At 60.8% G+C, this 23,210-nt stretch carries 22 protein-coding genes; 11 read left to right on the top strand and 11 right to left on the bottom strand.

Annotated features, from left to right (window positions below; translation table 11 throughout):
* The first annotated feature begins 2 nt into the window (after positions 1-2).
* Together Q8X48_RS07520 and Q8X48_RS07525 are read left to right on the top strand one after the other, a co-directional pair.
* Positions 3-281: a DUF1145 domain-containing protein gene (locus tag Q8X48_RS07520; RefSeq protein WP_015093819.1), complete on the top strand. Its 279-nt coding sequence runs from the start codon at positions 3-5 to the stop codon at positions 279-281.
* Entirely contained in the window at positions 274-1,032 is a 759-nt protein-coding gene (locus tag Q8X48_RS07525; protein WP_407802485.1) for a collagen-like protein, read from the top strand. Before Q8X48_RS07520 ends, Q8X48_RS07525 begins: the two co-directional genes overlap by 8 nt.
* Before the next feature lie 198 nt (positions 1,033-1,230).
* On the opposite strand, the gene Q8X48_RS07530 is transcribed toward Q8X48_RS07525, so the two are convergent.
* Positions 1,231-1,695, bottom strand: coding sequence for a CopD family protein (locus tag Q8X48_RS07530; RefSeq protein WP_407802484.1), 465 nt, complete (start codon positions 1,693-1,695; stop codon positions 1,231-1,233).
* A gap of 99 nt (positions 1,696-1,794) precedes the next feature.
* Between Q8X48_RS07530 and dinG the strand changes: the two genes are divergently transcribed.
* The 5 genes from dinG to pdxH all read left to right on the top strand — a co-directional run bounded on the left by dinG (position 1,795) and on the right by pdxH (position 9,691).
* Entirely contained in the window at positions 1,795-3,939 is a 2,145-nt protein-coding gene (dinG, locus tag Q8X48_RS07535) for an ATP-dependent DNA helicase DinG (RefSeq protein ID WP_095965083.1), read from the top strand.
* 95 nt (positions 3,940-4,034) lie between these two features.
* Positions 4,035-6,527: a beta-agarase gene (locus Q8X48_RS07540; protein WP_407802483.1), complete on the top strand. Its 2,493-nt coding sequence runs from the start codon at positions 4,035-4,037 to the stop codon at positions 6,525-6,527.
* A 219-nt stretch (positions 6,528-6,746) separates the two neighbouring features.
* Positions 6,747-7,892 carry a serine hydrolase domain-containing protein gene (locus Q8X48_RS07545; protein ID WP_015093823.1) on the top strand — a complete coding sequence of 382 codons (1,146 nt, stop codon included), beginning with the start codon at positions 6,747-6,749 and terminating at the stop codon, positions 7,890-7,892.
* Between the two features lie 113 nt (positions 7,893-8,005).
* Positions 8,006-9,019, top strand: a complete 1,014-nt coding sequence (locus Q8X48_RS07550; protein ID WP_126049732.1) for an OmpA family protein — start codon at positions 8,006-8,008, stop codon at positions 9,017-9,019.
* A gap of 24 nt (positions 9,020-9,043) precedes the next feature.
* Positions 9,044-9,691: a pyridoxamine 5'-phosphate oxidase gene (pdxH, locus tag Q8X48_RS07555; RefSeq protein WP_095965087.1), complete on the top strand. Its 648-nt coding sequence runs from the start codon at positions 9,044-9,046 to the stop codon at positions 9,689-9,691.
* 5 nt (positions 9,692-9,696) lie between these two features.
* Here the strand turns inward: pdxH and Q8X48_RS07560 are convergent, their stop codons facing one another.
* Entirely contained in the window at positions 9,697-9,933 is a 237-nt protein-coding gene (locus Q8X48_RS07560; RefSeq protein WP_407802482.1) for a hypothetical protein, read from the bottom strand.
* A gap of 164 nt (positions 9,934-10,097) precedes the next feature.
* On the opposite strand from Q8X48_RS07560, the gene Q8X48_RS07565 reads away from it, so the two are divergent.
* Positions 10,098-10,562, top strand: coding sequence for a glycine zipper 2TM domain-containing protein (locus Q8X48_RS07565; protein ID WP_007971612.1), 465 nt, complete (start codon positions 10,098-10,100; stop codon positions 10,560-10,562).
* A 66-nt stretch (positions 10,563-10,628) separates the two neighbouring features.
* Here the strand turns inward: Q8X48_RS07565 and nhaA are convergent, their stop codons facing one another.
* Positions 10,629-11,816, bottom strand: coding sequence for a Na+/H+ antiporter NhaA (gene nhaA, locus Q8X48_RS07570; protein WP_126049734.1), 1,188 nt, complete (start codon positions 11,814-11,816; stop codon positions 10,629-10,631).
* A gap of 247 nt (positions 11,817-12,063) precedes the next feature.
* Here nhaA and Q8X48_RS07575 point away from each other — a divergent pair, with 247 nt between their 5' ends.
* Positions 12,064-13,161, top strand: a complete 1,098-nt coding sequence (locus Q8X48_RS07575; RefSeq protein ID WP_172435695.1) for a PLP-dependent cysteine synthase family protein — start codon at positions 12,064-12,066, stop codon at positions 13,159-13,161.
* A gap of 117 nt (positions 13,162-13,278) precedes the next feature.
* Here the strand turns inward: Q8X48_RS07575 and Q8X48_RS07580 are convergent, their stop codons facing one another.
* Entirely contained in the window at positions 13,279-14,892 is a 1,614-nt protein-coding gene (locus Q8X48_RS07580; protein ID WP_407802481.1) for an NAD(P)/FAD-dependent oxidoreductase, read from the bottom strand.
* A gap of 95 nt (positions 14,893-14,987) precedes the next feature.
* Positions 14,988-15,656 carry a COG3650 family protein gene (locus tag Q8X48_RS07585; protein ID WP_407802480.1) on the bottom strand — a complete coding sequence of 223 codons (669 nt, stop codon included), beginning with the start codon at positions 15,654-15,656 and terminating at the stop codon, positions 14,988-14,990.
* 173 nt (positions 15,657-15,829) lie between these two features.
* On the opposite strand from Q8X48_RS07585, the gene Q8X48_RS07590 reads away from it, so the two are divergent.
* Complete coding sequence (locus Q8X48_RS07590; protein WP_407802479.1) at positions 15,830-16,186, top strand: SecDF P1 head subdomain-containing protein; 357 nt, start codon at positions 15,830-15,832, stop codon at positions 16,184-16,186.
* Positions 16,187-16,198: 12 nt separating this feature from the next.
* Here the strand turns inward: Q8X48_RS07590 and Q8X48_RS07595 are convergent, their stop codons facing one another.
* Entirely contained in the window at positions 16,199-16,798 is a 600-nt protein-coding gene (locus Q8X48_RS07595) for a short chain dehydrogenase (protein ID WP_407802478.1), read from the bottom strand.
* Positions 16,799-16,903: 105 nt separating this feature from the next.
* Here Q8X48_RS07595 and Q8X48_RS07600 point away from each other — a divergent pair, with 105 nt between their 5' ends.
* The gene (locus Q8X48_RS07600; RefSeq protein WP_407802477.1) at positions 16,904-17,812 is read left to right on the top strand and encodes a LysR family transcriptional regulator; all 909 of its coding nucleotides are present in this window, start codon (positions 16,904-16,906) and stop codon (positions 17,810-17,812) included.
* A gap of 198 nt (positions 17,813-18,010) precedes the next feature.
* Here Q8X48_RS07600 and Q8X48_RS07605 read toward each other — a convergent pair whose 3' ends face one another.
* From Q8X48_RS07605 to Q8X48_RS07625, 5 genes are all read right to left on the bottom strand, one after another.
* Positions 18,011-18,712, bottom strand: a complete 702-nt coding sequence (locus Q8X48_RS07605; protein ID WP_015093834.1) for an ABC transporter ATP-binding protein — start codon at positions 18,710-18,712, stop codon at positions 18,011-18,013.
* Positions 18,713-19,480 (bottom strand): high-affinity branched-chain amino acid ABC transporter ATP-binding protein LivG, encoded by a 768-nt coding sequence (gene livG, locus Q8X48_RS07610; RefSeq protein ID WP_007976644.1) that lies wholly within the window; start codon positions 19,478-19,480, stop codon positions 18,713-18,715. It abuts the gene before it with no gap.
* Complete coding sequence (locus Q8X48_RS07615; protein ID WP_407802476.1) at positions 19,477-20,733, bottom strand: high-affinity branched-chain amino acid ABC transporter permease LivM; 1,257 nt, start codon at positions 20,731-20,733, stop codon at positions 19,477-19,479. The genes livG and Q8X48_RS07615 overlap by 4 nt, the downstream gene beginning before the upstream one ends.
* Positions 20,730-21,653: a high-affinity branched-chain amino acid ABC transporter permease LivH gene (livH, locus tag Q8X48_RS07620; protein ID WP_007976647.1), complete on the bottom strand. Its 924-nt coding sequence runs from the start codon at positions 21,651-21,653 to the stop codon at positions 20,730-20,732. Before livH ends, Q8X48_RS07615 begins: the two co-directional genes overlap by 4 nt.
* Positions 21,654-21,886: 233 nt before the next feature.
* Positions 21,887-23,014, bottom strand: coding sequence for a branched-chain amino acid ABC transporter substrate-binding protein (locus Q8X48_RS07625; protein ID WP_095965097.1), 1,128 nt, complete (start codon positions 23,012-23,014; stop codon positions 21,887-21,889).
* Positions 23,015-23,210 lie beyond the last annotated feature (196 nt).

Raw genomic sequence — 23,210 nt, forward strand, 5'->3', positions numbered from 1 at the left:
GTATGAAAGTCTTATGGGGGCTGGGGCGGTTGTTGACCCTGCTGTTCTGGTTGGTGGTGCTGGTCAATCAGCTCACGCCATTTGTCTTTCCGCTGCACCTGTTGGTCAATCTGGCCGGCGGCCTGTTGGGGTTCATCCATCTTCTGGAAGCACTGTTGTGCTATCGCAGCCTGCGAGGTCGCGCCCATCCCTGGCTTGACCGCCTGAAGATCGTCATTTTCGGTGTATTCCACCTGCAAACCATTCCAGCCCCCGGCGCTTCGAAGGCTTCCCATGCGTAAACTCTGTCTGCTCGCTGCACTCATCAGTCCATTGGCCAGCGCACAGGTGGTGAGTGTCGAACCCAACTCGCTGATGCGCTTGCCCAACACCGCCAGCACCCTGCAACTGGAACGTCTGGAAGTGGCCGATTACGGCACTTTGCTGATTCCTTCGAACGTCACCGAAGTCACCGTGGGTGAGTTGCATCTGGGACGTGAAGCGCGCATCGCCATTGTGCCGGGAGAGCAGGCGCTGGCGCTGAAGGTCCGTCGCGCTGATTTGTCCGAAGGCAGCCAGATCACCGCGCGTGGCGCGCCCGGGACCTATCAGAAAGCCGCCCGCTCCGGGCGCAATCTTGATTTGCAGATCAGGACACTGAATGCACCGCAATTGTTGGTGGACGCACGAGGCGGCGCAGGCGCACCGGGATTTGTCGGCCTGGATGGCGCCAACGGTCAGGACCCTGGCTGCACCTGGGGCCAGGCCGGTCGCGGTGCCGATGGCAGTGATGGCAGCAATGGTCAACCAGGCGCGCCGGGTGCGTTGGTCAGGCTGGCAGTGCCCCACGACTTTCCGGCAGACCGGATCAAGGTGCAGGTGGCTGGCGGTGCCGGTGGCCTGGCCGGCCCGGGCGGCAAACCGGGGGCGGGCGGCAAGGCCAAGGGCTGCCTGGTCTACAAGGCCGATGGCGGCAAGAGCGGCAAACCTGGCGTCGACGGGCAGCCGGGGTCTGAAGGTGCCGCGGGTTCAGTGACGGTTCAGCGGTTATAAAGTTAACCAAGAACTACTGTGGCGAGGGAGCTTGCCTGTGGCGAGGGGGCTTGCCCCCGTTGGGCCGCGAAGCGGCCCCAATTCCGGCAATCGCAATACTGCTGAAGGTTAGCGGTGTCTGGTTTTACGACTGCTTCGCAGCCGAACGGGGCGGTGCGGCGATCCGACAAGCCCCCTCGCCACAAAAGCGCTTTAGATTCAAAACATCGGTCGAGCCGCCGCAATCGCCACCACAGCCAACCCCACCAACAGATTGATCCCCACCAACCGGCGAATCTGCCCCAGTATCGCAGCACCCGCCGGCCAATCCTGTTCGGCCACGGCGGTGCGCAGTTCCGGCAGCATCAGCGCCTGAATGCGGATAAACAGCGCGGTCATTACCACATACAGGCCCATCATCACTTGCACATAGCGCGGTGCGGCTTCAAAGCCGTTGAAGTGCATATGCAGCATGCCCACTCCGCTGACCGGCAACAGCACCACCGCCACCCAGACCCAGCGGAAAAAACCTTGAAACACTTCTACCCACAACTTCAGCCGGGCAGGGCCTTCAAGTGCCGTGATTGCGGCGGGGCGCAGGACCATCCAGGCGAAAAACATGCCGCCGACCCAGACCAGGGCAGCCAGTACATGCAGGCTATATATGAGGCTAAAAGGTGTCATTCGGGTACTCCGTTCTGCGCAGGATTCATTAGCGGGGTATGATAGCCGTCGATCCGAACCACTGAAAATTTATCCAGCGTTTTTTGCGCCCGACAATCCATGATCAGCACCGAACTCAAAACCACGATCCAGGGCGCCTACTCGCGTTTTCTCGAAGCCAAGAGCCTCAAGCCGCGCTACGGCCAACGCCTGATGATCGCCGAAATCGCCAAGGTCCTGGGTGACATCGACACCGACGACGAAGGCCGGCGCAGTGGCGACCCCGCGATTGTCGCGGTGGAAGCCGGCACCGGTACCGGCAAGACCGTGGCCTATAGCCTGGCGGCGATTCCCACGGCCAAGGCCGCCGGCAAGCGCCTGGTGATCGCCACGGCCACCGTGGCCCTGCAGGAGCAGATCGTCTACAAGGACTTGCCCGACCTGATGCGCAACAGCGGGCTGAACTTCAGCTTCGCCCTGGCCAAGGGGCGCGGGCGCTACATGTGCCTGTCCAAACTCGACATGTTGCTCCAGGAAGGCCACGCGCAGACTGCCACTGCGCAACTGTTCGAAGAAGAAGGCTTCAAGATCGAGGTCGACGAGGCCAGCCAGAAGCTGTTCACCAGCATGATCGAGAAGCTCGCCGGCAATAAGTGGGACGGCGACCGAGACAGTTGGTCCACCGCCCTGGAAGACGCCGACTGGGCGCGCCTGACCACCGATCACAGCCAGTGCACCAACCGTCATTGCCCGAACTTCGGCCAGTGCGCTTTCTACAAGGCCCGCGAAGGCATGGGCAAGGTCGACGTGATCGTCACCAACCACGACATGGTCCTGGCCGACCTGGCCCTGGGCGGCGGCGCCGTACTGCCGGACCCGCGCGACACCATCTACGTGTTCGACGAAGGCCATCACCTGCCGGATAAAGCCATCGGCCACTTCGCCCATTACACACGCCTGCGCTCCACTGCCGACTGGCTGGAAACCACCGCCAAGAACCTCACTAAACTGCTGGCCCAGCACCCGTTGCCAGGCGACCTGGGCAAGTTGATCGAGCAGGTACCTGAGCTGGCGCGGGAGATCAAGACTCAGCAGCAGTTCATGTTCACCGCGTGTGAGCAGATCGCCGATTTCAAACCCGGCGAAGACGTCGAAGGCCGCGAGCGCCCGCGTCACCGATTCGTCGGCGGGGTGATTCCCGAGCACATGCGTGAAATGGGCATCGAACTGAAGAAAGGCTTCGCTCGGCTGACCGACGTGTTCACCCGCCTGACCGACCTGCTCAAGGAGGGTATGGACGGCGAGGTCAACATTGGCATCGCCAGCAACCAGGCTGAGGAGTGGTACCCGCTGTTCGGCAGCCTGCTGTCGCGCTCTTCCGGCAACTGGGAGCTGTGGACCGCCTTCACCGTCGAAGACCCGGAAGACAACCCGCCCATGGCCCGCTGGCTGACCCTGGCCGAAAGCGGTTCGCTGTTCGATATCGAGGTCAACGCCAGTCCCATCCTCGCGGCGGAAATGCTCCGGCGCAACCTGTGGAACGTGGCGTATGGCTGCCTGGTGACGTCGGCGACCTTGACCGCCCTCGGTACCTTCGACCGCTTCCGCATGCGCGCCGGGCTGCCGAAAAAAGCCGTGACGGCGGTGGTGCCGAGCCCCTTCCATCATGCCGACGCCGGTGTGCTGCGGGTGCCGAACCTGAACGCCGATCCCCGTGATGCAGCGGCACATACTGCCGCGATCATTCGTGATCTGCCGGAACTGGTCGAGGGCTCGCGGGGCACGCTGGTGCTGTTTTCCTCGCGTAAACAGATGCAGGACGTGTTCGATGGCCTGGACCGCGACTGGCGCAAGCAAGTGTTCATTCAGGGCAACCTGTCGAAGCAGGAAACCCTGAACAAGCACAAGGCGCGGGTCGATGGCGGGGATTCCAGCGTGCTGTTCGGCCTGGCGAGCTTCGCCGAAGGGGTCGACTTGCCTGGTGCCTATTGCGAGCACGTGGTCATTGCCAAGATTCCATTCTCGGTACCCGATGATCCCGTTGAGGCGGCGCTGTCGGAATGGATCGAAGCACGGGGCGGCAATCCGTTCATGGAAATCTCCGTACCGGACGCTTCGCTGAAACTGGTCCAGGCCTGCGGTCGCTTGCTGCGCACCGAAGAAGACCGCGGCACCATCACCTTGCTCGACCGGCGCCTGGTGACCCAGCGCTATGGCAAAGCCATCCTCAACGCGTTGCCGCCGTTCCGTCGAGAAATTTCCTGAAGCACCGGTGGGCAGTTTTGCCCACCGCGTTGTCTATCTCTCTGCCACCGCTTTTTCACTGGCCCATTGAGGTCGTTAGGGAGAATTTCGTTCTCATGATTTGCCGTTCGTTGCCTGCCGTATTTGCCCTGTTGTTCGCAACACCGCTGTTGGCCGCCCCCGCCAGCCAGCAGACGCTGTTCAACTTTGTGCGCCCCGCCGACGTGGTCCAGGTGGCGACACAGGACGCCAGCCTGCCGCAATCCAACGCCGAGCAAACCCCTGAAGGCGAAGTGTTGCGCCGGGTGACATTCAACCCGGTCGCCCGGCCGACGTTGCGCCTGACCCCGCAAACCGGTGCCTGGGACTGGTCGCAGTCGGGTGTGATGAGCCTGCGGATCCAGAGCGCGATGAACTGGGCGTTGACCCTGTACGTGACCATCCAGAGCAACGACGGCAAGACCCTGGTCAGTCGCGTCGATTTGCCAGCCGGGCCTGCGCAAACCCTGTTGGTGCCGCTGCAAGCGACATCACCGCTGAGCCAGGGCATGAAGGCCGGCCCGCCGATGCCGATGACCGTTGAGGGCCAGCGTGTGTTGCTGGCCAGCAGCACCGGTGAACTGGATCGCAGCCAGGTGGTGTCCGTGACGTTGTCGATGGACCAGCCCAAAGCCGCGCAAAGCATCCTGTTGGAGCGCTTTGGTGTGCAGGACGGCGAGTCTGTCAGCCAAGTCGTGTATGGCGGGTTGGTGGATGCGTATGGCCAGTCGACCCGGGCCAGATGGCCGGAAAAAGTCAGCAGCGACGAGCAGATGAAAAGCGCCGCCGCCAAGGAGCAGCAACAACTGAAAACCTGGCTCGCTGAGCGTCAGAAGTCTTCGCTGGACAAATTTGGCGGATTGACCAAAGGCCCGTCGTTCAAGGCCAGCGGCTTTTTCCACACCGAGAAGCGCAACGGTCGCTGGTATCTGGTGACACCTGAAGGCCATCCGTTCTATTCCCTTGGGGTCAATACCCTGGCCCCGGATGTCAACCAGACCTATGTGGCCGGTCGCGAGTGGATGTTCGAGTCCCTGCCCAAGGCTGACGAGGCGCTGGCCAGCCACTACGGCGAAGGCGACAACCGCGGCGGCAATGGTGCCGATCAAGGGCGCGGCTACAATGCCGGGCGCTGGTACGACTTCTACGGTGCCAATCTGCAACGTTTGTATGGTGATCCTTGCGCGTTGGGCAGCGAAACCAAAGCGGGAGTCGCCGCAGCAGCCAAGGCGGATGCGGTTGAAGCGACAGCGACCAAGGCTGCGGAGCAACCCGTCGCTCCTGCAACCGTCGAGTCCGGCGTCGCCGAAGCGGCCAAGACTGAAGCGACGGTAGCAACAGCGGCAGAGCCAACATCTATCGAACCGTGCAAAACGTTGTTCGACGAGCAGCGCTGGGCCAGTCACACCCTTGATCGCCTGCAGGCCTGGGGCTTCAACACCATCGGCAACTGGAGCGCCCCGGTACTGGGCAACGCCGATCGCGTGCCATACACCTTGCCGCTGTCGATCGTCGGCGACTACGCCAGCATCAGCACCGGTACCGACTGGTGGGGCGGCATGCCCGATCCGTTCGACCCGCGTTTTGCCATGGCCACCGAGCGTGCAGTGGCGATTGCCGCCCGCGACCATCGTGACGATCCGTGGCTGATCGGTTACTACGCCGACAACGAACTGGCCTGGGCCGGTCCCGGGGATGATCCCAAAGCCCGTTATGCCCTGGCGTACGGCACCTTGAAAATGACCACCGACGTGCCGGCCAAACGTGCATTCCTCAAGCAATTGCGTGACAAGTACCGCAATCAGGCGGGCCTGTCGAAGGCCTGGGGCATTGATCTGCCCGCCTGGGAATTGATGGAAGATCCGGGATTCGTGCCACCGCTCCCGAGCCCCGAGCACCCGGAAATCGAAGCCGACTTCAAATACTTCCAGAAGGTCTTCGCCGACACTTACTTCAAGACCATTTCCGACTCACTCAAGTGGCACGCGCCAAACCAGCTGCTGCTCGGTGGCCGTTTCGCCATCAGCACGCCGGAAGCCGTGGAGTCCTGCGCCCAGTATTGCGACGTGCTGAGCTTCAACATGTACACCCTGCAACCCCAGGATGGTTACGACTTCGCCAAACTGCGCAGTCTCGACAAACCGGTGCTGATCACCGAGTTCAATTTCGGCTCGGCTGATCGTGGGCCGTTCTGGGGCGGCGTCACGCCGTTGGCGAAAGAGGAGGACCGTGGTGCGGCGTATGCCAACTTCCTCAAGCAGGCAATGAGCGAGCCGTCGATTGTTGGCGTGCATTGGTTCCAGTATCTCGATCAACCGGTCACCGGGCGCCTGCTTGACGGTGAAAACGGTCACTTCGGGTTGGTGGGCATCACGGATCTGCCGTTCCAGGGCTTTGTCGACAGTGTGCGCAAGAGCAACCTGGCGACGGTTGAACAATTGGGCAAAGAGGTCGGGAAGGCTGCAGTTGACGCCGACAAAGCCAGCCACGACGCCGAGGGCGGTCGCAAGGCCGAGGCCGGCAAGGGGCCGGGGAAGGGCGCGGGTGGGCATTCCGGCAAAGGCCATTAATCGCTGAAACCGCGTCATCGTTCTTCGCGAGCAGGCTCGCTCCCACTTTGGAATGCATTCTCCTGTGGGAGCGAGCCTGCTCGCGAAGGCGTCATTAGCATCACCACCGCATTTCAAGTTGATGTCAGAGCGACCGCCCAGCCCAACCCTGTTCCCAAAACCCTCAAGGGCTGGAACAATGCCCGCCACTTTGTAGAGCGTTAATCCGGGGAGTTGCGGGTGCAGATTCAGGGTCATTACGAGCTTAAGTTCGAAGCGGTGCGAGAGGCTTTCGCAGCGCTGTTCGACGATCCCCAGGAGCGTGGCGCAGCATTGTGCATTCAGATTGGTGGCGAAACCGTCCTTGATCTGTGGGCCGGCACCGCCGACAAGGACGGGGCCGAGGCTTGGCACAGCGACACCATCGCCAACCTGTTCTCCTGCACCAAGACCTTTACCGCCGTCACCGCGCTGCAACTGGTCGCCGAAGGCAAGCTGCAACTGGATGCGCCGGTGGCGCGCTACTGGCCAGAATTTGCCGCTGCCGGCAAAGCGTCCGTCACCTTGCGTCAACTGCTCTGCCATCAAGCCGGCCTTCCGGCATTGCGCGAGCTGCTGGCCCCCGAAGCCCTCTACGACTGGCAAACCATGGTCGACGCCCTGGCCGCCGAAACGCCGTGGTGGACGCCGGGCGAAGGCCACGGGTATGCGGCGATCACTTATGGCTGGCTGATCGGCGAATTGCTGCGCCGTGCCGACGGTCGTGGGCCGGGGGAATCCATTGTCGCGCGGGTCGCCAAACCGTTGGGCCTGGACTTCCATGTGGGGCTGGCCGACGAAGAGTTCTATCGCGTGGCCCACATTGCGCGGGGCAAGGGCAATGTCGGCGATGCCGCCGCCCAGCGCCTGCTGCAAGTGACCATGCGTGAGCCAACGGCCATGACGACTCGGGCGTTCACCAACCCGCCGTCGATCATGACCAGCACCAACAAGCCCGAGTGGCGACGCATGCAGCAGCCGGCCGCCAATGGCCATGGCAATGCCCGTAGCCTGGCCGGTTTCTACGCCGGTCTGCTCGACGGCAGCCTGCTGGAAAGCGAAATGCTCGATGAATTGACTCGTGAGCACAGCCTCGGCGAGGACAAGACTTTACTGACCCGAACCCGTTTCGGCCTGGGTTGCATGCTCGATCAACCGGACGTTGCCAATGCCACCTTCGGCCTTGGCCCGCGGGCGTTTGGTCATCCTGGTGCCGGCGGCTCCATCGGCTTTGCCGACCCGGAGCACGATGTAGCCTTCGGATTTGTGACAAATACCCTGGGCCCCTACGTCTTGATGGACCCGCGTGCGCAAAAGCTGGTGCGGGTTCTGGCCACTTGTCTGTAAGGGCGGCTATCGGTCACCAGGGCTGGAACCCGATAGCCTTTTCAGTTTCCAAGCGTCAGTTTGTACGGGCCGACGTGGCCTGATTTTTTTGACTTCATTCTTGTGGATATCCAATGTCATCCAATAAAACCCTCGCCTTGGCCCTGTGCTTCGTCATTACCGGCTGCGCACAGACTCCACAGAAAGACGCGACGGCACCTGTCGCCAAGACTGAAAGCGGCAGCCACTGGTACTGGCCATTCGGTTCCGACGACAGCGCCGGCAAGCCCGTGGCCAAGCCGGAGGTGAAACCTGAAGTCAAACCCGTGGAGGTGGCCAAGGCCAAGGCCGAAACCGATAGCGGCAGCAAGTGGTGGTGGCCGTTCGGCGGCAGCAAGCAGAGCGCCGCCAAGGCTGTGCCGATGCCAGACCCGAAAGTCACCCAGGCCTGGCTTGACGACTACGAACCGCGCCTGCGCGAGGCGGTCAAGGGCAGCAACCTGCAACTCGAGCGCCGCGAAAACGTGCTGGTGGTGACTGCGCCGGTCGAAGGCTCGTTCAACCCTGATCGTCCGGCCATGCTGCTGCCGGTCACACTCGGTCCGTTTACCCGCGTTGCCAAGATCCTTGAAGCCGATCCAAAGACCGCTGTCTTGATCCTCGGCCACAGCGATACGTCCGGCGCGGCGCCTGCCAACGTCAAACTGAGCCAGGAGCGTGCCCAGTCCGTTGCGGCGATTTTCCGTCTCAGTGGTTTGCAGCGTGATCGCCTGATGCTGCGAGGCCTGGGCGGTGATGCGCCGCGTGCCGCCAACGACAGCGTGGAAGGTCGTGCGTTGAACCGCCGCGTGGAGTTGCTGGTGACCCCGCAAAACACCATGGCCGCACTGCTGAGCAAGTACAACATGCCGGCACCGGCCCCTGTGACCAAGGTCACTACCGCTGACGCCAAGCCGGTCGCCAAACCGGTTACACCGGCCCCGGCGGCTAAAAAGGCTGCTGTTCCAGCAGCGAAAAAAGCCCCCGCGAAAAAAGCACCGGCCAAGAAAACACCTGCGAAAACCGCAACGCCGGCAAAAAAGACCACGCCAGCCAAAGCCTCCGCGGCTGACAAGAAAGGCGCCGCCACCGATACTGCAAAGCAGTGATTCGTTAACCAAAAGGAATGCGCCATGACCCAGGGCCTGGCTGATATGCGTCGTGACTACACCCGTGATGGCCTGACCGAGGCGCAAGCCCCGGCCGAGCCGTTTGCGTTGTTCCACCATTGGTTCGCCGACGCGGTGAAAACCGAACAGGCACCGGTGGAGGCCAACGCCATGACCCTGGCCACCGTCGACCAGGACGGTCGACCGCACTGTCGCATTCTGTTGCTCAAGGGCCTGGACGAACTGGGTTTCACCTTCTTCACCAACTACGAAAGCGCCAAGGGCCAGCATCTGGCCGCGAATCCGTTCGCGGCCATGACGTTTTTCTGGCCGGCGCTGGAGCGTCAGGTGCGCATTGAAGGGCGGGTGGTGAAGGTGACGCCTGAGGAGTCCGATGCCTATTATCAGGTCCGTCCTCTGGGCAGTCGCCTGGGAGCCTGGGCATCGCCGCAAAGCCGCGTGATCGCCGATCGTGGCGAGCTCGAAGCGCTGCTCAAGGACACCGAGCAACGTTTCAGCGACTCCCAGCCGCATTGCCCGGAACACTGGGGCGGTTATCGCCTGTTGCCGGAGCGCATCGAGTTCTGGCAGGGCCGCCCAAGCCGCCTGCACGACCGCCTCAATTACCGCCAGCAGGGCGCCGACTGGATTCTTGAACGTCTGGCACCCTGAGCAGTCTACCGATCGGGATAGCCTGCCGCAGCGGCCTCCAGCCACTTCGGCAGGTCTCGACGCTTGATCTTGTGCGCCTGAGCACTCGCCAACTGTTCGAGCATGAAGGCTTTTTTCTGCTCGTCCTTGCCCGCCAGCGCTAGCGCCAGGTCGCGGTCCATCCAGCGTTTGATTCGCACGTACAGCCACCAGTGGAAGTACAGTCCAGCGACGGTAGTAACGAAAATGATAAAGTAGTCCATGAAAGTCCTTGGCCGGTAGGGCAGTTTCCGATTTTGCCGCTACTGTGCGAGTTCGTGAAGGCACCTTAACGGAGCCTGAATCAAAGCAATTTTACCTGGGCGGTGCCGTGACAAGCGTCAAGCTGCGGAGTTTAATGAACATCTGTTTCTTTGGAGTTGATGCTATGCGTAAGTCTGTTCTGCTGGTTGCTTCCTTTTCCACGATGGCGATGTTGCTCACTGGTTGCCAATCGAGCCTGACCGGTGACTCCTACTCCCGTGACGAGGCGCGTCGGGTGCAGACCGTTCGCATGGGTACCATCGAAGCATTGCGTCCGGTGAAAATCGAAGGCACCAAAACCCCGATCGGTGGCGCTGCAGGCGCAGTGGTTGGCGGCGTTGGCGGCAGCGCCATCGGTGGCGGCAAAGGCAGTATCGTCGCTGCGGTCATCGGCGCAGTCGCTGGCGGCCTGATCGGTTCGGCCGCAGAAGAGGGCATGACCCGCACCCAGGGCGTGGAAATCACCGTGCGCGAAGACGATGGCAGCATGCGCGCCTACGTTCAGGAAGTTCAGCCGAACGAAGTGTTCCGTGTTGGCGAGCGTGTTCGCATCGCCAGTGTGAATGGCACCAGCCGCGTTTCGCACTAAGCGCAAACACCGGATAAACAAAAACCCGATCAGGTGACTGATCGGGTTTTTTGTTTTCGCGGTTTATCAGGAGGCCAGGTCGGAGCTCTTGCGACTCGCCATCGCGGTCACCCCATAACCGATCAGTGCGGCGAGAATCGAACCGGTCAGGATTCCCATGCGATCCATTCCGGCGAAATCGCTTACACCCGGTTCAAAGGCCAGTGAGCCGACAAACAGACTCATGGTGAAACCGATACCGCAGAGAATCGCTACGCCCAATATCTGGCCCCAATTGGCGCCTTGGGGCAGGGCGGCGATACCGGTTTTCACGGCCAGCCAGGTCAGGCCGAAGACACCGACAGCCTTGCCCAGCAACAGCCCGATGGCGATACCCATGGGAACGTGATGAGTGAAACTTTCGACGGTGACGCCGCTCAGGGACAGGCCGGCGTTGGCGAAGGCGAACAGCGGCAGGATGCCGTAGGCGACCCACGGATGCAGGGCGTGTTCCAGGGTCAGCAGTGGCGAAGGTTCGGCATTTTTTGTGCGCAGTGGAATGCAGAAAGCCAGGGTTACGCCGGCCAGCGTGGCGTGGACACCGCTCTTGAGCACGCAGACCCAGAGAATCAGACCAATGATCATGTACGGCCCGAGCTTGACTACGCCAAGCCGGTTCATCCCGATCAGCGCAGCAATACAGGCGGCGGCCAGCGCCAGGGACAGGGTCGACAGGGCACCGGAATAGAAGATCGCAATGATGATGATCGCGCCGAGGTCGTCGATGATCGCCAGGGTCATCAGGAACAGTTTCAGCGAAACCGGAACCCGTTTGCCAAGCAACGCCAGCACGCCAAGGGCGAAGGCAATGTCGGTCGCGGTCGGGATCGCCCAGCCGTTGAGGGCCGGTGGCGTGTCGCGGTTGAGGTACCAGTAGATCAGCGCCGGCACCACCATGCCGCCAATGGCCGCCGCGCCAGGCAGGACGATTTGCGACGGTTTGGACAACTGGCCGTCGAGGACTTCGCGCTTCACTTCCAGGCCGATCAGCAGGAAGAACAGCGCCATCAGGCCGTCGTTGATCCATAGCAGCAACGGCTTGGCGATTTTCAGTGCGCCGACCTGGGCCACCACCGGAGTGTCCAGCAGGCCGTTGTACAGCCACGACAGCGGTGAGTTGTTGATAATCAGAGCCAGAACGGCAGCGGCGATCAGTAACAGACCGCTGGCAGCTTCCAACTGAAAGAAACGCGTGAAAGTGCTACGCAGAGGCAAGGTCGCTCTCCATCTGTAAATTCAAAAGGTGTTACACCCTAACAAGTACTGTTAGTTGTTAAAACAAAAGTTATATTCTTTTTTGTTATATCCCGTTACAGGGCGATCCTTCGCCACCGAGCTGAGCCTAGCAGTTGCCGGACGTATTGGATCGCAGCTGTACCTGTGCCGGATGCAGGATTTTTCCTAAGCTGGTTGGATGGGCCTCGTACATAGGCCAACTCCTGCCCGATTCAACGAGAAAACCATCATGAGCGACAACCGACAGTGGTCCCGCGAGGCGATCCGGATCATCGAAGCTGATTATCAGCGCAGCGCCGACACCCACTTGATCCCCTTGCCGCTCCCGGGTTTTCCGGGCATCGAGTTGTATTTCAAGGATGAGTCCAGCCATCCCACGGGCAGCCTCAAGCACCGCCTGGCCCGATCGCTGTTCCTGTATGCGCTGTGTAACGGCTGGCTCAAACCCGGTGCACCGGTCATTGAGGCTTCCAGCGGTTCCACGGCGATTTCCGAAGCGTACTTTGCACGCATGCTGGGCTTGCCGTTCATTGCGGTGATGCCGGCGACAACCTCAAAGGAAAAGATCGCGCAGATCGCCTTCTACGGTGGCCAAAGTCATCTGGTCGACGACCCGACCCAGATCTACGCCGAATCCGAGCGTCTGGCTCGTGAGCACGACGGGCACTTCATCGATCAGTTCACCTACGCTGAGCGCGCCACCGACTGGCGAGCGAACAACAATATTGCCGAGTCGATTTTTCAGCAGATGCGATTCGAGCAGCATCCCGAGCCGAGCTGGCTGATTTCCAGCCCCGGTACCGGAGGCACCACGGCCACACTGGGCCGATACGTGCGTTATCGCCAGCATTGCACTCGCGTGCTGTGTGCCGATGCCGAGCGTTCGGTGTTCTTCGATTACTACCAGACTGGCGATGCCAGCCTGCGACTGGACCACGGTTCGCGCATCGAGGGCATTGGCCGGCCGCGTGTGGAGGCGTCGTTTCTGCCCAAGGTGATCGACGCCATGGTCAAGGTGCCGGATGCCCTGTCACTGGCGGCCATGCACTACCTGGCGGAACGCCTGGGACGCCATGTGGGCGGGTCGAGCGGGACCAACCTGATCGGCGCCCTGATGGCCGCTCAGCACATGAAAGCGGCAGGGGAGACGGGGTCGATGGTGGCGATTCTGTGTGACAGCGGCGAACGCTACGCCACGACCTATTACGATCCGCAGTGGCTCAAGGCCCAAGGGTATGAGTTGAGTGGTTTGATGGCTGCGGTCGCGGCGACGGTGGAGCGGGGTGAGCCGCTGCCGGACTCGGTTCTGCGCGCCAATATCTGACACACAGAAGATCAAATGTGGGAGCGGGCTTGCTCGCGAAAGCGGTGGATCAGCCAACACATATGTTGGATGTGAAACCGCCTTCGCGAGCAAGCCCGCTCCCACATCAGGCTGGTATCAGGCGTCGAGACCGAGGATATCCCGGGCCACTGCTTCTGCAATCCGAATCCCGTCCACACCCGCCGACAGAATCCCGCCCGCATAACCGGCACCTTCACCGGCCGGGAACAAGCCTTTCACGTTCAGGCTCTGCATCGACTCATTGCGGGTAATACGCAGCGGCGAGGAGGTGCGGGTCTCGATGCCGGTCAACACCGCGTCGTGCAGCGAGTAGCCACGAATCTGCTTCTCGAACGCCGGCAAGGCTTCGCGAATCGCTTCGATGGCGAACGCCGGCAGTGCCAGCGCCAGATCACCCAGGGCAACGCCTGGCTTGTAGGACGGCTCGACACTGCCCAGTTCGGTGGACGGCTTGCCTGCGATGAAATCGCCGACCAGTTGCGCCGGGGCTTCGTAGTTGCTGCCACCCAGCACAAAGGCGTGGGATTCCAGGCGTTCCTGCAGTTCGATACCGGCCAGCGGGCCGCCCGGATAATCGACTTCCGGCGTGATGCCGACAACGATTCCGGAGTTGGCATTGCGCTCGTTACGCGAGTACTGGCTCATGCCATTGGTGACCACGCGGTTCGGCTCGGACGTCGCCGCCACCACGGTACCACCCGGGCACATGCAGAAGCTGTAGACCGAACGGCCGTTCTTGGCGTGGTGCACCAGTTTGTAGTCGGCGGCGCCGAGTTTCGGGTGCCCGGCGTACTTGCCCAACCGCGCGCGGTCGATCAGCGACTGTGGGTGCTCGATACGGAAACCCACCGAGAAAGGCTTGGCCTCCATGTACACGCCACGGCCGTGGAGCATGCGGAAGGTATCGCGGGCACTGTGGCCGAGGGCGAGGATCACATGTTTCGAATGGATCTGTTCGCCGCCATTGAGCTCGACGCCGACCAGTTGGCCGTCTTCGATCAGCACGTCGGTGACACGCTGCTGGAAGCGCACTTCACCACCCAGTGCACGAATCTGCTCACGCATGTTTTCCACCACGCCGGTCAGGCGGAACGTACCGATGTGCGGCTTGCTGACGTAGAGGATTTCTTCCGGTGCGCCGGCCTTGACAAACTCGTGCAGGACCTTGCGACCAAGGAACTTCGGATCCTTGATCTGGCTGTAGAGCTTGCCGTCGGAGAATGTCCCCGCGCCGCCTTCGCCGAATTGCACGTTGGATTCCGGGTTGAGCACGCTTTTGCGCCACAGGCCCCAAGTGTCCTTGGTGCGCTGGCGGACTTCGGTGCCGCGTTCGAGGATGATCGGCTTGAAGCCCATTTGCGCCAGCAGCAGCCCGGCGAAAATCCCGCACGGACCGAAGCCGACGACGATCGGACGTGCGCTCAGGTCGGCCGGTGCCTGGCCAACCATTTTATAGCTGACATCCGGCGCTACGTTGACGTTACGGTCATCGGCGAACCTGTGCAGCACCGCCGCCTCGTCGCGAACTTCAAGGTCGATGGTGTAGATGAAGCACAGCTCGGAGGACTTTTTACGCGCATCGTAGCTGCGCTTGAACAAGGTGAAGTCGAGCAGGTCATCGCTGGCAAGCCCTAAGCGCTGCACGATGGCAGGGCGCAGGTCTTCATCGGGATGGTCGATCGGCAACTTGAGTTCGGTGATTCGTAACATGGCGGGATCCGGTTCGCGGGGCGCACAACTGCGCCAGGGCGTTTGAAACCCGCGATTATAAGCCGCAAAGGCGCAGGCCCGTGAGGCTTAAACGATCAGTCGTCGCGCGATCCGCCGAAATACCCGCAGCCGCGCTGTACCTGACCGTCGATGCGCAGCTCGGCGCTCATGTGCTGGATGCTGGCGGTGCTGCTGTCGACGCAGCGTTGCGGTGCAACCCACAGTTCGATGTGCTGGTTGTTGGCTTCGGTGCTGAGGTTGAAACGGCCATCGCCCAGTTGCTCTTCGACGTAAGGCAGGGCCAAGGGTGGCTGGCCGGCCCGGTCGATGACCATGCCTTTGCCGCTGACTTTCACGCTCCATTCCGGGCTGTGGCCGGCGGCACGCAGGATCAGCAGCTTGAAATTCGGATCGTCGCACGCGTTGCTCGAGCGCTCGACGCGGTACAACTGCTCCAGATCGAGCTGGCCGTCACCACCGCTGCCGGCCACAACCCGTCCACGCACGTCGGCAAACAGTTTGCCTTGCTTGTCCGCCAGGCTGGCGGCCTGCTGCAGGACGCTGGTACCGCCGGTGTCGTTGACCACGTAGCGGGTAGTCTGGTTGCACGGCTGGAACAGCAGTTTGCCGTCCACCGCAGTCAACTGGCCTTGCATGCGTGTCTGGCCGACGTGGGAGGCGTTCTGCCGCTCACCCTCGAACAACTGGCAAGCGGCGAACAGCGGAAGCAGGGCAACGAGGACTAAGGAACGGGCAACACGCATCTTGGGGTCTCCTGACAAGTGCTGCCACGTTACTCAGGCTGACCGTTCATCACAAGGCTGGAGTAGGTCTCTGGCAAAGCAGAGGACGATTTCCGGCAACATCTTGTGAATTATTCCGATGCCGAGTATCAGGATGCCAAAGGTAAGCTGCCGCTTTTTTGCAGGAAGCGGATATGAAACAGGCAATGGGCTGGAAGATCGGGTTGTTTCTGTTGGTGATGACGGGGGCCACGGGCAGTCACGCTGCCGAGATCAATTTGTCTTCGGCTACCGACTTCACCCGAATGGAGTTGCTGTTGAAGGACCACGACAGACTTCATTCGGTGCTGGAGATGAATGTCACGCTCAGTCCTGAGGCAGCTGAGCGTATGCATCGCATTACCCGTGAGTCGATAGGCCAGAAATTGACGCTGTCGATCAATGGCTGGAAGATTTCTACGGCGAGGGTGCAATCGGCCTTGGGCTCGCAGTTCCAGGTGTCCATCCCGAAAGCCATCGCCAAAGACCTATTGCCCACGTTGGTTGAATGAGCTTGAACCGACTCAGCCTACGTGAAAGGTCTGACCCGTTTGCAGGCCTTCTACGCTTTTGGCGTAGGCCAAGGTCACATCTACTGCTGGCACCGGCTTGAAGCCTCGGAAGTACGGTGCGTATTTGCCCATGGCTTCGACCAGGACGTTGGGGCTGATCGAGTTCACCCGCAGACCGCGCGGCAGCTCGATGGCGGCGGCGCGAACGAAGCTGTCCAGTGCACCGTTGACCAGTGCCGCCGAGGCGCCACTGCGAATCGGGTCGTGGCTGAGTACGCCGGTAGTGAAGGTGAACGACGCACCGTCATTGGCGAAGTCGCGCCCGATCAACAGCAAATTGACCTGGCCCATGAGCTTGTCTTTCAGGCCCAGGGCAAAGCTTTCTTCGGTCATCTCGTTGAGCGGTGCGAAGGTCACGTTGCCGGCGGCGCAGATCAGCGCATCAAACTTGCCGGTCTGCTCGAACAATTTGCGAATCGAGGCGCTGTCACTGATGTCCACCTGAAAATCGCCGCTGTTGCGGCCAATCCGGATGATTTCGTGGCGTTGCGACAGTTCCTTGTCGACTGCCGAACCGATGGTGCCGTTTGCGCCGATCAAAAGAATTTTCATGGGGCTGATCCTCGTATGGGTTGAACGAGGTATCAGTTTAGGGTGGTTTTTTTCGTAGATAAGCGAGCTAATAGGCAACCTTTGGTTTTCAAATGGAAACAATCCATGAGCGAGATGGATGACCTGGCCGCGTTCGCCGTATTGATCGAAGCGGGAAGTTTCACCCTGGCGGCGCAGCAGCTCGGTTGCAGCAAAGGCCAGCTGTCCAAGCGCATCAGCCAGCTGGAAGCGCAGTTTTCCGTGGTGCTGTTGCAACGTACCACTCGCCGCTTGAGCCTGACCGCCGCTGGCGCTGCGTTGTTGCCCCAGGCCCAGGCGCTGGTGGTGCAAGTCGAGCGGGCGCGCCAGGCCCTGGCGCGACTGAAGGACGACATGGCCGGACCGGTGCGGATGACGGTGCCGGTGTCGCTCGGGGAAACCTTCTTCGATGGCCTGTTGCTGGAGTTCTCGACCCAGTATCCCCAGGTGCAGATCGAGCTGGAGCTCAACAACAGCTACCGCGACCTGTCCCGCGACGGCTTCGACCTGGCGATTCGCTCTGAGGTGGACCTTGACCAGAGACTGGTCGCGCGCCCGTTGCTGGCGTGGCAGGAACTGACCTGTGCCAGCCCGGCTTATCTGGAGCAATACGGTGAACCACAAACCCCCCAGGCGCTGGCCGAACATCGCTGCCTGCTCAACAGTCATTACAGCGGCCGCGAAGAATGGCTGTATCACCAGCAGCATGAGTTGTTGCGGGTGCGGGTGTCGGGGCCGTTCGCCAGCAACCACTACAACCTGTTGAAGAAAGCCGCACTGGTTGGCGCCGGTATTGCGCGCCTGCCCTCCTACTGTTTGCCAGCGGAGCTGGCTGACGGGCGTTTGCGATGGCTGCTGCGCGACTATCAGACCCGCAGCATGCCGATGTACCTGGTGCATCCGTATCAGGGTGGTTTGCCCAAGCGTACGCAGGTGCTGGCGGATTATTTGATTGGCTGGTTCAAGCGTAGTGGGGAGGTTTTGGACAGACTATAAATCTTCACGCGCACCTCCTGTGGGAGCGAGCCTGCTCGCGATGGACGTTAACGATGACGAGGGCTGTCTGAATGAACGCGGCGCCCTTCAGTTCTTCGCGAGCAGGCTCGCTCCCACATTGGATTTCCATTGCTGTTGGGGGGGTGGTGACCATAAAAAAAACGGCCCGCAAAGGCCGTTTTTGTTTACCGCAAAGGCTCAACCACCGAGGTACGCTTCGCGCACTTTCGGATCGGTCAGCAGCGCTTCACCAGTGCCTTGCATCACTACCCGGCCGTTCTCCAGAACGTAGGCGCGGTCAGCGATTTTCAGTGCCTGGTTGGCGTTTTGCTCGACCAGGAACACCGTCACACCGTCCTTGCGCAGCTGTTCGATGATGTCGAAGATCTGCTGGATGATGATCGGCGCCAGACCCAGCGACGGCTCGTCGAGCAGCAACAGCTTGGGCTTGCTCATCAGTGCACGGCCGATGGCGAGCATTTGCTGTTCGCCGCCGGACATGGTGCCGCCACGCTGGTTGAAACGCTCTTTCAGGCGTGGGAAAAGTCCGAGGACCTTGTCCATCTGTTCCTGATAGTCGCCCTTGGCGGTGAAGAAACCGCCCATCGACAGGTTTTCTTCCACGGTCAGCCGGGAAAACACCCGACGACCTTCCGGCACCACGGCAATGCTCTTGCGCATGATCTGCGAGGAGTCCTGGCCGACCAGTTCCTCACCCATGTAGCGGATGCTGCCACTGTGGGCCCGCGGCGAACCGCAAAGCGTCATCAGCAGCGTGGACTTGCCGGCACCGTTGGCGCCGATCAGGGTCACGATCTCGCCCTGGCGGACTTCGACGTTGACGCTGTGCAGGGCCTGGATCTTGCCGTAGAAGGTGGAAACGTTTTCGAACTGCAGCATTTACGCTTCCCCCAGGTAGGCTTTGATCACTTCAGGATTGTCGCGGATCTGTTCCGGCGTGCCGTTGGCCAGGGGCGTGCCCTGGTTGATCACGACGATGTGGTCGGAAATGCTCATGACCAGTTTCATGTCGTGTTCGATCAGCAGCACGGTCACGTTGTGCTCTTCACGCAGCACACTGATCAGCGCCTTGAGGTCTTCGGTTTCCTTCGGGTTCAGGCCTGCGGCCGGTTCGTCGAGCATGAGGATCCGAGGACGGGTCATCATGCAGCGGGCGATTTCCAGGCGACGTTGCTGACCGTAGGCCAGGGTGCCGGCCGGACGGTTGGCGAACTCACGCAGATTGACCTTGTCCAGCCAGTATTCGGCGTACTCCATGGCCTCGCGCTCGCTCTTGCGGAACGACGGGGTCTTGAACAGGCCGGACAGGAAGTTGGTGTTCAGGTGACGGTGTTGGGCGATCAAGAGGTTCTCGACCGCGGTCATGTCCTTGAACAACCGTACGTTCTGGAAGGTCCGCACTACGCCTTTGAGGGCGATCTTGTGACCCGGCAGGCCTTCGATCGGCTCGCCGTCCAGCAGGATGCTGCCGCCGCTTGGCTTGTAGAAGCCGGTCAGGCAGTTGAACACCGTGGTCTTGCCGGCGCCGTTAGGGCCGATCAATGCAACCACTTGTTTCTCTTTCACGCTCAAGGCCACGCCATTGACCGCCAGCAAGCCGCCGAAGCGCATGCTCAGGTTTTCTACTTTAAGGATCTCGCGGCTCATTTGCGCAGCTCCATGTGAGGACGTTGCATGGGCAGCAGACCCTGAGGGCGCCAGATCATCATCAGTACCATCAAGGCACCGAACATCAACATGCGGTACTCACTGAACTCACGCATCATTTCCGGCAGCAGGATCATCACCACGGCAGCCAGGATCACGCCCAGCTGTGAGCCCATGCCACCGAGCACCACGATGGCGAGGATGATCGCCGACTCGATGAAGGTGAAGGACTCAGGTGTCACCAGGCCCTGGCGAGCGGCGAAGAAGCTGCCGGCGAAACCGGCGAAGCTCGCACCCAGGGTGAAGGCCGACAACTTGATGATGGTCGGGTTCAGGCCCAGCGCACGGCAGGCGATTTCGTCTTCACGCAACGCTTCCCAGGCACGGCCCAGCGGCATGCGCAGCAAACGGTTGATGACAAACAGCGCAGCCAGTGCCAGGAACAGGGCAACGAGGTAAAGGAAAATCACCTTGTTGATCGAGTTGTATTCCAGACCGAAGTACTCATGGAAGGTTTGCAGGCCTTCCGCGGCCTTGCGTTCGAAGGTCAGGCCGAAGAACGTCGGTTTCTCGATGTTGCTGATGCCGTTAGGACCGCCAGTGATGTCGGTCAGGTTGCGCAGGAACAGACGGATGATTTCACCGAAGCCCAGGGTCACGATCGCCAGGTAGTCACCACGCAAGCGCAACACCGGGAAACCCAGCAGGAAGCCGAAAGTGGCCGCCATCAGGCCGGCAATCGGCAGGCAGATCCAGAAGCTCAGGCCGTAGTAGTGCGACAGCAGCGCGTAGCTGTAGGCGCCGACGGCATAGAAACCGACGTAACCGAGGTCGAGCAGGCCGGCCAGGCCTACCACGATGTTCAGGCCGAGGCCGAGCATCACGTAGATCAACACCAGGGTCGCGATATCCACCGCACCGCGAGAGCCGAAGAACGGCCAGACCAGGGCACCGGCGATCAGCGCGATGATGATCCAGCGTTGCGTGGTCGGCAGGGTCAGGAAGTTGCTGGCCTTGGCTGGAATCAGCGGCATGCTTGGCGACGAACGCCAGGCCGAGCTGATCTGCTGGTCGAACAGCACACGCAGGAACATCAGCACCGAACACACGGCGATGGTGATCAGGGTGGCGTCGCTGGTGCCATGAACTTCGAGGTTGATGCCGACGATGGTCAGCTTCAGACCGAGTACCGGGTAGGCCACGGCCCACACCAGCAAGGCGCTGAACAGCGCCTGTTTAAGATTCCTAGTCATACCTTCTCAACCTCCGGACGGCCCAGCAGGCCGGTTGGCCGGAACAACAGCACCAGAACCAGCAGGCCGAACGCCACGACGTCCTTGTACTGGTCGCCGAAGATATCGGCACCAAAGGCTTCCGCCACACCCAAAACGAGCCCGCCGAGCATGGCGCCCGGAATGCTGCCGATACCGCCCAGTACCGCTGCGGTGAAGGCCTTGAGGCCGACCAGGAAACCGGCGTTCGGGTTGATCACGCCGTATTGCATGCTCAGCAGCACGGCCGCGATGGCCGCCAGCGCGGCACCGATGACGAAGGTCAGGGCGATGATGTTGTTGGTGTTGATACCCAGCAGGTTGGCCATCTTGATGTCTTCGGCGCAGGCACGGCAGGCGCGACCCAGGCGAGAGCGGGAGATGAACAGCGTCAGGCCGAGCATGGCGACCAGGGTCACCACGAACACCACGATTTGCATGTAGGAAATCAGCACTTCATGTGCGCCACCTGGGCCAAAGGCAATATTGCCCGGAATCAGGTTGGGAATGGATTTGTCCTTGGAGTCTTGCGCCAGCAGAACGGTGTTCTGCAGGAAGATCGACATGCCGATGGCGGAGATCAGCGGGATCAGACGGTTGCTGCCGCGCAAGGGGCGGTAGGCGATCCGTTCGATGCTGTAGCCATAGGCACTGGTGACAACGATGGTTGCAAGGAAAGCGGCGGTCATCAACAGCGGAACGCTGTCGAGTCCCAGCATGGCCAGCCCGGCGATGGCGATGAACGCCACGTAGGAGCCGATCATGTACACCTCGCCGTGGGCGAAGTTGATCATTCCAATGATGCCGTAGACCATCGTATAGCCGATGGCGATCAGGGCATACGTGCTGCCAATGGTCATGCCATTAACCAGCTGTTGGAAAAAGTGATAGATGTCAGGCATTACAGCGCTCCTAAAAACCTGATACGCATTTCACTGGTGGAGTCATTTTCCCGCCCGAGCCCCGTGGATCTGCATCCACTTCGAATTCGGGGTTTGCCAGCGAACCGCTGATGACGGTTTTGAGATTTTCAGGTGGGGAGACTGGCGGATCACGCCAGCGCGGCCCAAGTACGTTCGTAAAACAAAGCCCACGGCACGCCGTGGGCTTTATTGGCAGTCAGTCAGGCAACGCCTTACTGAGGCTTGGCTTCAGTTTTTGGTTTGCCGAAGTGCCACTCGTAAACCACAAATTTGAAGTCCTTCAGGTCACCTTTCTCGTCGAAGCTCAGGTCGCCGGTAGGGGTCTTGAAGGTGCCTTTGTGGATGGCTTCAGCCACTTTGGCGGAGTCTTCGGATTTGGCAGCCTTGATACCGTCGGCAATCACGGTCACAGCCGAGTAGGCCGGGAACACGAATGGACCGCTCGGGTCTTCTTTCTTGGCTTTGAACGCATCAGCCAAGGCAACGTTGGCCGGATCCTGGTCGAAGGATTTCGGCAGGGTCACCAGCAGACCTTCGGAAGCGTCCTTGGCGATCTGCGAAATGGAGTCGTTACCCACGCCTTCCGGACCCATGAACTTGGCTTTCAGGCCTTTTTCCTGGGATTGACGCAGGATCAGACCCAGCTCAGGGTGGTAGCCGCCGTAGTAGACGAAGTCGACATTGGCTTGCTTGAGCTTGGCGATCATCGAGGAGAAGTCTTTGTCGCCGGCGTTGACGCCTTCGAACACGGCAACCTTGACGCCTTTGCCTTCCAGGGTTTTCTTCACGGCGCTGGCGATGCCTTCACCGTACTGCTGTTTGTCGTGCAGGACAGCAACGATTTTCGGTTTGACGAAGTCGGCGATGTAGTTACCGGCGGCAGGGCCTTGGGCGCTGTCCAGACCGATGGTACGGAAGACCATTTTGTAACCACGGGCGGTGATGTCCGGGCTGGTGGCAGCCGGGGTGATCATGATCACGCCTTCGTCTTCGTAGATGTCCGAAGCCGGTTGAGTGGAGCTGGAGCACAGGTGACCAACCACGAACTTGACGCCGTCGTTGACGACTTTGTTCGCGACCGCCACGGCTTGTTTTGGATCACAGGCGTCATCGTATTCAACGGCTTCGAGTTTCTTGCCGTCTACGCCGCCCTTGGCGTTGATCTGCTCGATGGCCATTTTGGCGCCACTGAACTGCATGTCGCCGTATTGGGCTACAGGACCGGTTTTAGGGCCGGCGATGCCGATCTTGATGGTGTCAGCTGCGAACGAATGGCTGGCAACCCCGGCCAGAACCATAGCGGCAAACAGTTTGGAAATCTGCTTAGTAGCCTTAGTCATAGTGCTCCACTCTTACTGTTGTAGTTTTTATAGTCCTGGCGCCGTTGGCAGCAGAACCGGGTCAGATATCTACGACATCCCCCGGAAATGCCCCCCGGCAACTGTACCGGTACAGTGTAGAGCGCCGATTGTCAGCCTGGGAAGGCAGCGCCGAGGGGCAAAACCTGCAAGTGTCGCTTTATTGAAAGAAAAAGAC

Origin of the sequence: Pseudomonas sp. QLc11A (assembly GCF_052112305.1) — a bacterium.
GTDB classification, from domain to species: Bacteria; Pseudomonadota; Gammaproteobacteria; order Pseudomonadales; family Pseudomonadaceae; genus Aquipseudomonas; species Aquipseudomonas laurylsulfatiphila.